The sequence below is a fragment of the Acidovorax sp. SUPP2539 genome (genome assembly GCF_030158975.1).
Classification (GTDB): domain Bacteria; phylum Pseudomonadota; class Gammaproteobacteria; order Burkholderiales; family Burkholderiaceae_C; genus Paracidovorax.
On record NZ_BQXJ01000008.1, the window covers coordinates 57,365 to 70,752 of the forward strand.

A 13,388-nucleotide genomic window follows, 5' to 3' on the forward strand; every position below is an offset into this window, starting at 1 on the left:
CGCTTTTTTTGCGCGCCCTACCTCGGCTGCCACTACCGAGAAGAGCCGGCCTCGCCCTTTTGCCAGACGGCGCCTGTATCCAGCGCAATGGCGAACGTGAACGGGCCGTCCTGCAATTCAAATTTCAGGATACTCGTGTCATACCCCTCCCGCGCCAGGATCGCCTTCACCGGTTCGATGTTCTCCTTCTTCGTCCAGATCGAGATCTGGGCGTCCTTGGTGGAGGCCATCGCGCTGTAGACCGTCGGCCCGATGCCCTCCTCTTTCGGACGGAACCGCTCCATGATGTTCATCATCATCGTATCGAGAGTGGCATGGCTGTACTTGACCGGTACGAGATCGACCCCCGGCTGGTCCGACAGCGCGCTTCTGCGCGCGACCTCGATGTTGCCGGCGACGCCGACCTCCACACGCACGGTGGCGTCATCGCGATGCACGACCCATAGGCCGCCGTAGTTCGGCCCGAGGACTTGCGTCGCCATCTCCTTCACCTTGCCGGTAGAGTCAAGCACCGCAGGGTTCTCCGGCGTTTGGTACCTTTCGTAGCCAGGGATCGTCGTGGCTTGCTGTGCCTCCACACTGACGTCCGAGCCGCCGGAACATGCCGCCAGGAACGCGGCGAGAGAGAGGATGGTGAGCGGTGTCTTCTGCAATGGAGGTGCCTTTGGACGGAGTCCTGAGAGCTGCTACTGCATGCAGACCGAACCGGCCTGCAGCCGCACAAGGTCGGACAAGGATGCACTTGTAGCCGCATTCGTCACATGTAGGACGTTCCCCCTACTACGGGAGGGTACGAGTAACCCAACGTGCGTCCCTGCGCGGTGGCTCTCGCAAGTTGTGCAATGCAACCGCGCTCCGCTCACCAGCCCACCCGAAGCGTTCGTCGTCGAAGTCACGTCATCGCCAACGCTCGCGTTGGCCGCAGCCCTGCATTGCTTCTTAACACTTCGCAGCAAAAAGGTGTCTAGAGTCGGCTCCGCTCGCTGGCTGCTCATGCGCCAGCGACCGACGCCGGAAGGATGCCGCGTTGCTGCATTCGACCGCCCGCAAGGACGAACGGGAGACGACATCATGGGTCGATTCGCATGGACGTTGGGGATGCTCTGCTGCGCGGCGCTCATGCCGGCCCGGGCCGAGGTGCCTGGGGAGTGCGCAGCGCTGTTTCAGGATGCAGGGGCCATTCCCGGGACTCAGAACTGCCGCACCAATGCGGGCAATGCGGACTTCGGGCTGGGCACCTACTACTGCAACAATCCGGACATCATCGCCGAATACTGCGGTGGTACCGCCGCCCCGAAGCCGTGGGATCCCGGCAAGAACAACCAGTGCGACGTGACCACCGGGCCCACCCAGGTGGGCAACCCGATCAATGCGCCCCTCGGCATCAAGGTGCAGACCGAGACCGACGCGCGCGACGGCACGGGCCACTTGGCGCTCCAGCGCCACTACAGCAGCGTGGCCATCGACGCCAATCCGGGCAACGTGCTGGGGCCGCGCTGGCGGCATAGCTTCCAGATATCTCTGACATCAGCCGACGAGGACGGCACACCCGTACGCCGTCTCAACCTCCCCAGCGGCAACAGCTATCGCTTCTTGGGCGAGGGCAATGGCGTGTGGAAGCCTGACGCGGACGTGCGGGAACGCCTGCAACCTGTGTCGCAAGGCGGGACGCAGACGGGATGGGACGCCATCGGCAGCGACGACACGCGCTACCGATTTGACATGGACGGCAAGCTCGTACGCATCAGCTACCGCGATGGCGACGTGCTGACCCTGCGCTACGCATCGACAGGATTGCTGCAGGACGTGACCGATGTACGCAGTCGCCGCCTGCAGTTCGGCTATTCCAGTGGCCGTTTGACCGTAGTGAAGCAGCCGGACGGCCGGCAGGTGAAATACGCATACACCCAGCAAAACCTCACCCGCGTGCAGTACCAGATGACGGATGGCTCATCGCCAACGCTCGCTACCGTGAAGTATGTCTATGGCGACAGCAGCGATGCGTTGCTGCTGACCGGCATCGTGGACGAAGCAGGTCAGGCCTATGCGAATTGGCAGTACGACAGCCAGGGCCGGGCGATCGCCAGCTGGCACGGCGGTGCGAACAGCCAGATCGACCGCGTATCGATCGATTTCGGGCAGCAGCAGTCCCAGGTGACCGATGAACTGGGCAATGTCTCCACCCATTCGTACGCATTCGCACTAGGTCGTGCCAAGCAGACAGCGGTCGATCAGCTGTGCAGCCAATGCGGCGCGTCCCAGGTTAGCCAGCGAACCTACGACGCCAATGGCTACCCCGATCTGCTCACCGACTTCAAGGGGGTGACGACCGACGAGGATTACGACGCCCGCGGTCTACTGGTCCAGCGCATCAGCGCGGCCAACGATACGGAAGGCCGCAAGCGCACCGTGCAGACCGATTGGCATCCGGATTTCCACGTGCCGACGGAGCGGCGCACGTACGATGCCTCCAATGCGCTGGTGTCTCGTTCGAACTGGACCTACAACACCCGCGGTCAGCCGCTCACTGCGTCCCGCACTGATCCGGCGAGCGCTATCACCCGCACATCCACGACCACCTACTGCGAACAGACCGACATCAATGCAGGTCGCTGCCCGCTGCTGGGCCTGGTGACCTCGGTCGACGGACCTCGTGGCGATGTCACAGACAAAGCGACGTACACCTACTACGCGACGGACGCCAGCACCTGCGCCACGTCCCCGACCACTTGCGCCTACCGCAAGGGCGACCTGTGGAAGGTGACCAATGCGCTGGGACAGGTCACCGAGTACCTGGCCTATGACGGCGCCGGTCGCGTGCTGTCAGTGAAAGACGCCAATGGCGTGGTCACCGACTACACGTACCACCCGCGCGGCTGGCTGACCGCCAGCAAGGTGCGTGGGGCCGACGACAGCAGCGAGAGCGACGACCGCATCACCACGATCGACTACTGGCCGACCGGCCTGGTCAAGCAGGTGACGCAGCCCGATGGCGCGTTCACCCGCTTCACCTACGACGCGGCGCACAGGCTGACCGATATCGCCGACAACGCCGGCAATACCATCCACTACACCCTGGACAATGCCGGCAACCGGTCCAAGGAAGACACCAAGGACGCGTCTGGCACGCTCAAGCGCACGCTCTCGCGGGTGTATAACCAGCTCGGCCAACTGGCCACGCAGGCCACCGCGCAGGGCGACCCGACCGACTTCGGCTACGACGCCAACGGCAACACCAAGACCGTCACCGACGCGCTCGGGCATGCCACCCAGAACGACTACGACCCGCTCAACCGCCTGGCGCGCACCCTGCAGGACGTGGGCGGCATCGCCGCCGAAACCAAGTTCGGCTACGACGCACTGGATAACCTGACCAAGGTCACCGATCCCAAGGGCCTGGACACCACCTACGCCTACAACGGCCTGGGCGACCTGACCAAGCTCACGAGCTCGGACACCGGCAGCACCACCTACACCTACGACAGCGCCGGCAACCGCGCGACGCAGACCGATGCGCGCAACATCAAGACCAGCTACGGCTACGACGCGCTGAACCGGCTGACCCAGGTCACCTATCCGACCACCAGCCTCAACGTCAGCTACACCTACGATGTCAGCCAGACCACCTGCGCCAGCGGCGAGACCTACGGCGTGGGCCGCCTGACCAGGATGCAGGATGGCAGCGGCAGCACCGACTACTGCTACGACCGCTTCGGCGAGCTGGTGCGCAAGGTGCAGACCACCAACGGCAAGGTGTTCGTGGTCCGCTACGCCTACACCAAGGCCGGGCAGCTGAGCCGGCTGACCTACCCGGACGGGGCGGTGGTGGACTACGTGCGCAATGCCCAGGGCCAGACCACCGAGGTTGGGGTGACCCCGCCAGGCGGTGCCCGCCAGGTCCTGCTGAACCAGGCGACCTACTATCCGTTCGGCCCGGTCGCCGGCTGGACCTATGGCAACGGCCGGCCGATGCAGCGGGTGCTGGATCAGGACTACCGCCCGCTGGCGGTCAACGACACGCGTAGCGATGGCCTTGCGGTGGGCTTTGCCTTCGACCCGGTCGGCAATCTCAGCGCGCTGACCGCGCCGGGCAACACCGCGCCGGTGGTCAAGCTGGACTACGACCCGCTGGGCCGGCTGACCGCGTTCAAGGATGGCCCGACCGATACGGTGATCGACAGCTATACCTACGACGCCACCGGCAACCGCCTCAGCGCACAGGTCAACGGTGCAGTGCAAACCTATACCTACCCGGCGAGCAGCCACCGCCTGGCCACGACCGCCAAAGAGACCCGCAGCTACGATGCCGCGGGCAACACGATCGCCATCGATGGCGCGTCGAACGAGTACGCCTACGACGCCACCGGGCGCATGAGCCAGGCGAAGCATGGCGGCGTCCTCGCCATGGAATACCGCTACAACGGCCGGGGCGAGCAGGTCCGCCGCTTCCTCGGCACCGTGAACACCCATACGCTGTACGACGAGGGAGGCCATTGGCTGGGCGACTACGACAGCAAAGGCAAACCCGTCCAGCAGGCGATCTGGATGGACGACCTGCCGGTCGGTGTGCTTGTCGGTACGGCGCTGAAGTACGTCCAGCCGGATCACCTCGGCTCACCCCGTGCAGTGATCGATCCAGCGCGAGACGTGGCGATCTGGACGTGGGACATCAAGGGTGAAGCATTCGGCAACACCAAGCCGAACAGCGATCCGGATCAGGACGGAACGGCGTTCGTTTTCGACATGCGGTTTCCCGGCCAGCGCTACGATGCCGCGAGCTGGTTCAATCAGAACTACTACCGCGATTACGACACGAGCACCGGGCGCTACGCGCAAAGCGATCCGATCGGTCTGAGTGGCGGAATATCCACTTTTGCATATTCCAGCTCAACGCCCGCATCCCGCTCAGATGCTAGTGGACTGATTTCCTTCGGCAGTAGCTGCGGATCGGCGCAACGCCAGAACATCCTCAATGCGGTCACGGAAATGGCAAACACGATTCAAGGCATGGCTGAAAAAAAGAAGGCGGGTTGCTACGATGGAAACTGCGATTTCAACAAAGCAGCACAAGTAATGAGGAAGGTCGCGACCGCGAGTTTCAACTGCAACTATCCCCAGATCAATGGGCTTACCGTTGCAAGGCCTAATTACATCTTCCTTTCTTCGCACTTCGCCAGCAATCCGAATGATCCGATCATTTCGTCAGGCACTGAAGCGAGTGGCGCAGGATGCCTGATGTCGTCTCTCTATCACGAGGCGATGCATTTGGCGCTATGGGATGAACTTCCAAACGAAGACGATGTAAGGCGAGAGACAAGGGCATGTTTCGATTGCGCGCTGAATCATGGACAAGGCGGAGGCCCGTTAAAGTGAAGCTCTTAGTCGGATGTGTGATGACCATCTTTCCCTGTGCTTCGGCCTTGGCCGTCTCCCCATCCGGGGACTTCAGGTGTCTCGCCATGGATGCTGACTATGTTGCAGTCGTCAGCGACGCGAAGACCGACCGCTTCGTTATGAACGACTTCTTCGGCCCATTGTTTGTGACCCGACTGGAAGTCGAAAAGCAATTCAAAGGCATCGTGGAGGTTTCCAGAAATCGCTCGAACCAGCTGGAAGTCCTCGTGAGAAGGGACGACATCCACTCGGCGGGGTTTCGCCTGACACAAAGCGCGAAAAACCTTGTCTTCATCAAGAACACAATGCAGGGTCCAGCCATTCTCGGTGGCTCATCGGGAGTACTTCCGTACTCCGGCGGAATCACCATCTACGACGTCAAGTTGAACGATGCTGCAATCAGGACATTCTTCAGCGAAAAGAGCTTGGCCAAGGCAAAATGCCACGATATTTAGGCAGACGCACGGCGTGGCATGTCGCTGCAGAATCCACGACGCTTCGCTGTTCTTGACGCGTCCAGACTCGCCAAAACGTGGGTGACCGCCCGGCAGCTACTTCGAGTCAGCATCCTGAATCTACGTCACCCACTGCCCCGGACTTGTCGACCGTTCACGTCTTCAGACCACGTACCTTGAATCGGCCTGGAATGCAGGCGATAGCTCCCCGAAGGGGACGAGGACGACCATGAAGATGACGAAGACGAGCATGCTGACCCACATCGCACTGGCAGGTGCTCTGCTGGCTTGTGCCGGCGCGGCACAGGCATGCTGCCCCGACGGCGGTCATGGGGCTCCGGCGGCCACGGCGGGGCTGGGCGAAAGCCTGCCGAAGGCCCGGAACCTCGCGTTGGATCCGGCGTGGCGGATCTATGAGTTCTCGCGCGACGGCGTGACCTACCTGCAGATCAACGATGTGGCGGGCACGGTGCGTGCAGCCGTGGGCCGGGTCAACGACACGCTGTGGGTGTTGCCCATGGGTGCGGACGTCGCACGCGTGACCTTGCCGGCCAAGGGCGCGGGTTCCAGCGGGTCCGTGGTGTATCAGACCTCGGGCTTCGTCGTGCGCTTGGTGCCAGGCGGCAGCGGCGGCGACTCCTGGCAGATCAGCGCCGCAGACTGAGCCCTTCGCCCACCGACTCCGAAACGAGAAAGCTGAGGCAGTACGCATGGCGGCGCCGGCAGGTGCCGCCATGCACTTTGAGCCGGGCAGCCAGCTCCCAATCCGCATCGTGGACCACGGTACGACCGCGTTCCAGCGGCGAGGCGTCGGCGACGACGCAGAGCGCGATGCCCTGGCGACCACCCGCGCGCCAGACCCTGCCCTTGATGAGATGGCGCTTCGCGGGTGGCAGTGTTTCGATCACGTTGAGCACGCATCGGTACGCGACAAGCTGCAGCCCGAGGGAAAGCTGCATGGGATCGCCGCGCAGGCGGCATTGGAACTCGGTATCGCAGAGATTGCTCATCGCGACCGATCGCAGGATGGCGTACAGCCCATGCGTCTCGATGCCAAGCGGGTACAGCGCGGTGACGTACTCGTCGAGCAACTGGGCCTGGATCACGCCCGTGCGCGTCATCTCCATGGCCGCGGCGTGCTGTCCCCGCGAGCGGAGGTGGGCGACGATGTCCGTGCGCAGCTTGTTGATCTGGACGGTGATGTCGCTGTACTCGACCACCCGGCGTCGCAGCGTGCGTTCCGCCTGCGCGATCTGCCAGGCTTCCTGACGCTGGTGGCGGAAGTAGCGGGCATGCTCGAAGGCCGCGGACAACCGGGACCCGAATACGAACAGGCCGGTGGCCGCCGCCGCGAGCGCGATCTGCACACGGAATGCCTCGGCGTGGTACGACGCCAGCGTCATGGAATCCGGCAGCATGATCCCGATCGCCACGTTGGCCAGCACGACGCCGACGGCGGCACCACGCCAGCCGTGCAGCAGCGTGAGCACCAGCGAGGGCACGACCATCAGCGACATCAGGATCTGGTGCGACAGGCGATCTTGCGCGATGCAGGATGCCAGGAACAGCGCCACCACGGCTGCCGAGCCGAGCAGGCCATCCCTCGGCAGCCGCGTCCGGCCAGTCATAGGCTCCTCGCGGCGCAGCCATAGCAGGGCTGGGAGCGTAAACATCAGCATGCCCAGGTAGTCGCCCAGCCAGTAACGCGTGAGCGCTTCCAGCGGCGTCAGCGCGGTGTAACCCTTGAACACGGCATTCAATGCCATGTTGCACAGCGTGCTCCACAGCGCCAGCATCAAGGCCAGCGGCAGCAGCAGGTACTCCTGATCCACCAGCCGCGGCAGCTGCCGCCGCGCGGCATGCACGGCCAGCGCCACGCAGGGCATCAGCAGAAAGGGACTGGTGTACGCCCACACCGGGCTCGCGCCGCGCTCGACCATCGGCACGCGGATCACCAGCAGCGCGGCGGCATCACCGGCAAGCAGATAAGGCCACAGGCGATACGGCAGGAACAGCAGGGTCGCGGCGCGCAACCCCGCCGGCAGATACCACTGGTCCATCGAACAGCGCCACGCCAGCAGGAAGGAGGCACAGTAGCCCAAGCTGAGCAGAGCGCCTTTGGCGATGTCTTTCCCCGCTGCCATTCCAACCGGTCCGTGGCGTGTGGGCGCCACTGTACAAGCGCGGTTGGTGCGGCAGGTAGACAGTTCCCCGGACCATCGCGCTTGCGGCAACCTCCCAGGCAGACCACAGCTCCCAGCGACGTCCATGGCGGGGCTACAGCGCTCCATGGCCTAACTCGTGCGTTTCCTCCGGAGCGCCTCCCTTTCTTCGTTGAGGCGCTGCTGCCATTCTTCGTCGCGGCACTGCCGCCGCTCCTCAGCGAGTTGCAGATACAGCGGCGGGTAGTACACGCGTGCCGGGCGATCCGGTGCGCCCCAGGTCTCCTCGCTCAAGATGTAGCCCGCAACCACGAGCAAAACGAATCCCAGCACGAGGCCAGTGTCGCCGAGCGGAGCGAGGGCATCGTGCACGAGGGAGCGGCCGTCCGGTTGAACGAAGGCGAGCAAGCCGTCCGCGACCGCGAGAAATGCCGTCGCAAAGACCAGATTGCCGATCTGATCCAGCTCTTCGCGGCGCTGCACTTCACGCCGCCAGGCGTCCTCGTACATGCGGAGCAGGAAATCGCTTTCCCTCTCCAGGGCGTACAGCTGAAGCTTGTGGGCTGCAACAAAGCCGTACGCCCCTTCCAAGTCATCGCGATCTTCGACCTCCAGGACGCCGCGCGCGAGGCGGCGGATGTGGTAACCCATCCAGCACACCAAACGACCCAACGTTGGCAAAACGAAGCTGACCAGCAGCCCGAAGGTCGCCGCTGCAACGACGAGGAAACCCAGGTCCTGCCACAGCTTGTCGGTCGAAGTGGACCACTGAAGCAACCCGCTGCCCCCTTTCAGAACCAGTGCGCCATCAATGAAAAGCACGATGCACACGAACCGCATCACCCACTGAGCATCCCACGCCTTTTCCATCAGGCTGAAATGGGGCAGCCCCTCCTTCGCGTTGTCCTTCGATTTTTCTTCACCTGCCATCTCTGCGATCTCCTCTTCAGGTGTACGGTTCGGCAGAGAATGCATCTTCCCTGCCATTGATCGAACGCGGCTCAGACAACGAACCTGTCATGCATGCCCGGCAGGCACCAGGTCCGCCACACCTCGTCGAGCGCCGCCGTCTCCTCCGGCTTGGCGCACGCCGCCCCCGCCATCGCGAACAGGCGGCCCAGGCGCTCCTCCTTCTCCTGCGACGTCACGGTGCCACGTACCACCATTGGGCCGACGGCCATGACGATGCGATGGCATATCTCCGGGTCGAGCCCATTGCTGTCCACGCCGAAGCCCATCGCTCGGTTGGGGGTGAGCACCGGAGGCAGCGTGCGCAGGATGACGCGGTGCAAGGCCTTGTCCTCGGTCACCAGCGCGGGCGTCCCGACGAACGCGTAGCCGGCCTGGCGCAGCATGGGGACGCTCAGCCACAGGTTCAGGTCGCCGGCGCGATTGCGCAGGTACGGTAGGGTGATGTGGTCGGCCTCGTCCTTCTTTCCGGGCTGAAAACTCAGGAAGGATTCGAGGTACGAGTACGCGGGCTTCGGGTCCCCATCGAGCTTCAGCGACTGTCGCCCCTTGAGCAGCACGCTGAGGGCCAGCAGCATGGCCATGCCGGTGAAGCGTGGGACATCGGCCTGCATCAAGGCGTCCAGTTTCGCGAGCGCTTCCTCCGGCGGCACCTTCTGCGACAGCAGCGAACGCATGAGCGCGACGTACGGGAAGATCAGGCTGAACTGGGTGCGCAGCGCTGTTTCGTTCTTGCGCAGCAGCGCGACCTGCTGCTGCGCGAAACTCTCGCGGAACAGGAAGCCCCGCGATGCCAGCGGCGCCAACCTGTCATTGACCCAGGCGGCCGGGTCAGGGCTCTCGCGGAGCTTCTGGTTGGACATCCACTGCTCCATCAGCGCCGGCCACGGGTTGAGCGTGTAGCGCACACGTTCCGCGGCCGGGAGCTGTTCTGCCCACTCCGTGCGCGCGAGCGCGTTGGTGTCGAGGAACAGCTCGTACGGCCCTTCGCCCTTCGCAACGTTGACGAACGGCCACACGAGGGCGGTGGTGCCGGAGGGCGGAAGGCGCTCGCATCGCGCGGCATACGGAATGGGCTGGTTGCTGGACTCCATGCTCAAGTTCTCCCTGCATTTCGTTTTGTTATCGGCGTGAACGCCGGCGGCCTGGCAAAGCGCCGCGCCGCGATCCCGATTGTTGCCTGACTCGACCACGGCCCCTCGCGCATCGTCTCGATCACCCAAGTTACCGGGACGACCCGCATGCAGCCACACCCCTCGCCCGCCCCTCGCCGCTGGGGATTCGCCCCGGTGGCCGCCGCGGTCGCATCAGTCCTCCTGGGCGGATGCGCCAGCGCACCACCCGCCTACAAGGCCGCCGCCCCCAGTCCCACGCCTACGGCGTCGGCTCCCGCCGGGGTGGACGCGGACCGACCTTCGCCAGTTCCGGTCACACGGCAAGGCCGCTACACCCTGGTTGAGCTCGGCGCCGAGGCTGGGCAGCGCGATCTGTTGATGCAGGTCATAAACGTCACGCAGCCATCGGCCGAAGGGTCCACGGTCCAGGACGGCCTGCAGTACCTGCTGCGGCAGTCGGGCTACCGGCTGTGCCCTCCCGACGCGGACAGCAGCACCCTGTATGCCCTGCCGCTGCCCGCGGCACATGTGCGTCTCGGCCCGATCACGCTGCGCGATGCGCTCCAGACCATGGCCGGCGACGCCTGGGCACTCTCGGTGGACGACACGGCGCGCATGGTCTGCTTTCACCGGGCCGGCGCCAGCGCCGCGGCGATCGAGCCGGCCTGGCTTCCGAAGGAGAAACAGCCATGGTGATCTCGCATCCGCCCGCCGGACGCCCCCGCGTTCGCTGGGCACTCTGGGCCTGCGCCATTGCCCTGATGGTCGTGGGCGGTGTGACCGCCTACAACACCGCCCAGCTGTCGCGCATGGCGCAGGAAGCCAAGCAGGCGAACGTCGATGCGGAGATGCAGAGCCTGGCGAGCAGCGTGGCGCAGCTGCGCGGGGCATTCGATGCGGCCCGCCGGCAACCGACGCCCGTGAGCGAAGCAGCCTTCTCCACGGCCCAGAAAGCACTGGGCGACCGGCTCGCGGCGCTCGAACAGGCGCGGAACGGCATGGCTCGGACCGAGGATCTGGCCGCCCTATCGTCGCGCATCGAGGCACTGCAGGCCGAAGTTGCTGTCCGCAAGGCGGCCACAGCGCCACGCAAGGCGCGTGCAGCGGAGTCCGCGGCGACCCGCGAGCGCGCGCCCTCCCCGCCCCCGTTCACCGTGCTCGGCAGCGAGATGCGGGCAGGGGTGCCTTTCCTGGCGGTCGTTCCATCGGAACCGGGGTCGGACTCGCCAGTTCGGCTGCTCCGCGAGGGCGAGCAGGAGCGTGGGTGGCGGCTGGAAGTGATCGAGCCGCAAGCCGCCATGTTCTCGGTCGGAGACCAGGTGCGCCGGCTGCCGCTGCGTGCGCGCTGAGGCGACCAACATGCGAGCGGAAAGCCGTTCAGCCATCGCGGTGCTCATCGCGGCATGCCTGTGCATCCTGGGCCTGGGTGCGCCGGACGTGACGCAGGCACAGGCGCAAGCAGCGCGCGTCGGCGAGACCCGCACCACGGCGACCGCAGCACGGCCGTTGACCGATGCGCACGACGACGAGGCCCGGGCCCGCGAATGGGGCCTGCGCGCGGAGGACTGGTCGCGCTACCGGACGCTGATGCAGGGGCCGCTGGGCATCTACTCCCCCAACCTCGACCCGCTGACGGCGCTAGGCATCGAGGCGCGGAGCGACGAGGAGCGGCGACGGTATGCGGAGCTCCAGGTGCAGGCCGAGGCACGCCGCGTGCAAAAGACCCTGGGCTACCAGCGCGCATACGACGCGGCGTGGCAGCGCCTGTATCCGAACCAGCAGCGCGTGGCGCTGCAGGGCGGCCCGGCGGCCGGCAGCAGCGGAACCGCGGAACCGGGGCGCTTGGCCCTGTTCGTGAAGGAGGACTGCGCCGCGTGCGACCAGCGCGTGCAGCAGCTGCAGTCTGCCGGCACACCGGTGGACGTGTACCTCATCGGGAGCCGCGGCGACGACGAGCGCATCCGCCGGTGGGCGCGGCGAGCGGGAGTCGATCCCGCCAAGGTGCGGGCGCGGACGATCACGCTCAACCACGATGGTGGCCGCTGGCTGTCGCTCGGCGCGTCCGGCGATCTGCCGGCGGTCATGCGCGAGGTGGGTGGTCAATGGCAGCGACAGTGATTACGCCGCACTGCGCCGCTGCGCTCCGCGCGGCGATCGCGCTGGGCACGGCCGCATGGGGCGCCGTGCCCGCCCGCGCACAGGAGCTCCCCCCGCCCGCTTACCAGATCGCCGCGGCGCAATCGGGCGTGCCCTCGTCCGTGCTGTACGCAGTCGCGCTGCAGGAAAGCGGAACCCGGCTGCGTGGCCGGCTAGTTCCCTGGCCGTGGACGCTCAACGTCGCCGGCACGCCGCAGCGGCACGCCACGCGCGTTGATGCCTGCCTTGCGCTGCGCCGCGCGATGCGGGACACCCCCGCTGAGCGCATCGACGTCGGGCTCGGCCAGGTCAATGCGGGCTACCACGCGCACCGCGTGCAGCAGCCCTGCGCGCTGCTGGACCCCTACCGCAACCTCGGTATCGCCGCGGAGATCCTGCACGAGCAGCACCGGCCCGGCGAAGACTGGCTGGCCGCGGTGGGACGCTACCACCGCCCCGCAGGCGGCCCACCCGCAGCGCGCTACCGCGGCGCCGTGCAGCGCCATCTTGCGCGCGTGCTGGGCAACCCGCAGGCGATGGCCTCACTGAATCCGCGTAGAGAGACCACCCCATGAAGCTCCCCGCCTTGCGATTCCGCCCGTGCGCGCCTCTGCGGCTGCTCGCGCTGGCTTGCCTGCCGTCCTTGGGCCTGTGTGCGGAACCGGTGCCATCCGCCCCGCCGCCCCGCCCCGGCCTGTTCGTCGTCGAGGACCGGGGAGGCGTATCGGCGCAGCCCTACTACGACGAGCTCGGGCTTCCCCCGTTGCGTGCGAGCGGCGCCCCTTCGGCCAGCGGGGCAGCCAAGGCCACGGCGCCCGTCGTCCCGGTCGAGGCGGTGGGCCTGCCAGTGCGCTCCACGCTACTGTCCCCGGGCGTGGTAGAGCCTCGCCCGCTGCAGGCGCCGGGGCTGACCCCCTTTTTCCTGGTCGGTGACGACGCGCGCTCCAGGGCCTGGCTGCAGCAGCGCGCCGGCACGCTGCGCCTGATGCGCGCCGCCGGCCTCGTCGTGAATGTCGCGTCGCCGCAGGCGATGCAGGAACTGCGCGCCCTGGCGCCGGGCCTGGTGCTCTCGCCGGCCTCGGGGGACGATCTGGCCCGCCGCCTGGGCCTTCGCCACTACCCGGCCCTGTTGACCGCCACGGGCATCGAGCAGTGAC

Annotated in this window: 12 protein-coding genes; 8 read left to right on the forward strand and 4 right to left on the reverse strand. The window is 66.0% G+C overall.

The window, feature by feature from the left end:
* Positions 1-32: 32 nt before the first annotated feature.
* Entirely contained in the window at positions 33-653 is a 621-nt protein-coding gene (locus AVTE2539_RS22915) for a hypothetical protein (protein WP_284414198.1), read from the reverse strand.
* A gap of 418 nt (positions 654-1,071) precedes the next feature.
* On the opposite strand from AVTE2539_RS22915, the gene AVTE2539_RS22920 reads away from it, so the two are divergent.
* The 3 genes from AVTE2539_RS22920 to AVTE2539_RS22930 all read left to right on the forward strand — a co-directional run bounded on the left by AVTE2539_RS22920 (position 1,072) and on the right by AVTE2539_RS22930 (position 6,513).
* Positions 1,072-5,373, forward strand: a complete 4,302-nt coding sequence (locus AVTE2539_RS22920; RefSeq protein ID WP_284414200.1) for an RHS repeat-associated core domain-containing protein — start codon at positions 1,072-1,074, stop codon at positions 5,371-5,373.
* 86 nt (positions 5,374-5,459) lie between these two features.
* The gene (locus AVTE2539_RS22925; protein ID WP_284414203.1) at positions 5,460-5,849 is read left to right on the forward strand and encodes a hypothetical protein; all 390 of its coding nucleotides are present in this window, start codon (positions 5,460-5,462) and stop codon (positions 5,847-5,849) included.
* Positions 5,850-6,078: 229 nt separating this feature from the next.
* Positions 6,079-6,513 (forward strand): hypothetical protein, encoded by a 435-nt coding sequence (locus tag AVTE2539_RS22930; protein ID WP_284414209.1) that lies wholly within the window; start codon positions 6,079-6,081, stop codon positions 6,511-6,513.
* Here the strand turns inward: AVTE2539_RS22930 and AVTE2539_RS22935 are convergent.
* The 3 genes from AVTE2539_RS22935 to AVTE2539_RS22945 form a co-directional block, all read right to left on the reverse strand.
* Entirely contained in the window at positions 6,497-7,993 is a 1,497-nt protein-coding gene (locus tag AVTE2539_RS22935; protein ID WP_284414212.1) for an MASE1 domain-containing protein, read from the reverse strand. The genes AVTE2539_RS22930 and AVTE2539_RS22935 overlap by 17 nt on opposite strands.
* 150 nt (positions 7,994-8,143) lie before the next feature.
* Positions 8,144-8,941, reverse strand: a complete 798-nt coding sequence (locus AVTE2539_RS22940) for a hypothetical protein (protein WP_284414214.1) — start codon at positions 8,939-8,941, stop codon at positions 8,144-8,146.
* Between the two features lie 71 nt (positions 8,942-9,012).
* Complete coding sequence (locus AVTE2539_RS22945) at positions 9,013-10,074, reverse strand: hypothetical protein (protein WP_284414216.1); 1,062 nt, start codon at positions 10,072-10,074, stop codon at positions 9,013-9,015.
* A 147-nt stretch (positions 10,075-10,221) separates the two neighbouring features.
* Between AVTE2539_RS22945 and pilL2 the strand changes: the two genes are divergently transcribed.
* From pilL2 to AVTE2539_RS22970, 5 genes are read left to right on the forward strand one after another with little or no spacing between them, the layout of a single operon-like run.
* Positions 10,222-10,791, forward strand: a complete 570-nt coding sequence (pilL2, locus tag AVTE2539_RS22950; RefSeq protein ID WP_284414218.1) for a PFGI-1 class ICE element type IV pilus protein PilL2 — start codon at positions 10,222-10,224, stop codon at positions 10,789-10,791.
* On the forward strand, positions 10,785-11,444 hold the full coding sequence (locus AVTE2539_RS22955; protein ID WP_284414220.1) for a hypothetical protein: 660 nt from the start codon (positions 10,785-10,787) through the stop codon (positions 11,442-11,444). Before pilL2 ends, AVTE2539_RS22955 begins: the two co-directional genes overlap by 7 nt.
* 10 nt (positions 11,445-11,454) lie before the next feature.
* Entirely contained in the window at positions 11,455-12,213 is a 759-nt protein-coding gene (locus tag AVTE2539_RS22960; RefSeq protein WP_284414223.1) for a TIGR03759 family integrating conjugative element protein, read from the forward strand.
* Positions 12,198-12,806 carry a lysozyme family protein gene (locus tag AVTE2539_RS22965; RefSeq protein ID WP_284414225.1) on the forward strand — a complete coding sequence of 203 codons (609 nt, stop codon included), beginning with the start codon at positions 12,198-12,200 and terminating at the stop codon, positions 12,804-12,806. The genes AVTE2539_RS22960 and AVTE2539_RS22965 overlap by 16 nt, the downstream gene beginning before the upstream one ends.
* The gene (locus AVTE2539_RS22970) at positions 12,803-13,387 is read left to right on the forward strand and encodes an integrating conjugative element protein (protein WP_284414227.1); all 585 of its coding nucleotides are present in this window, start codon (positions 12,803-12,805) and stop codon (positions 13,385-13,387) included. The genes AVTE2539_RS22965 and AVTE2539_RS22970 overlap by 4 nt, the downstream gene beginning before the upstream one ends.
* Position 13,388 lies beyond the last annotated feature (1 nt).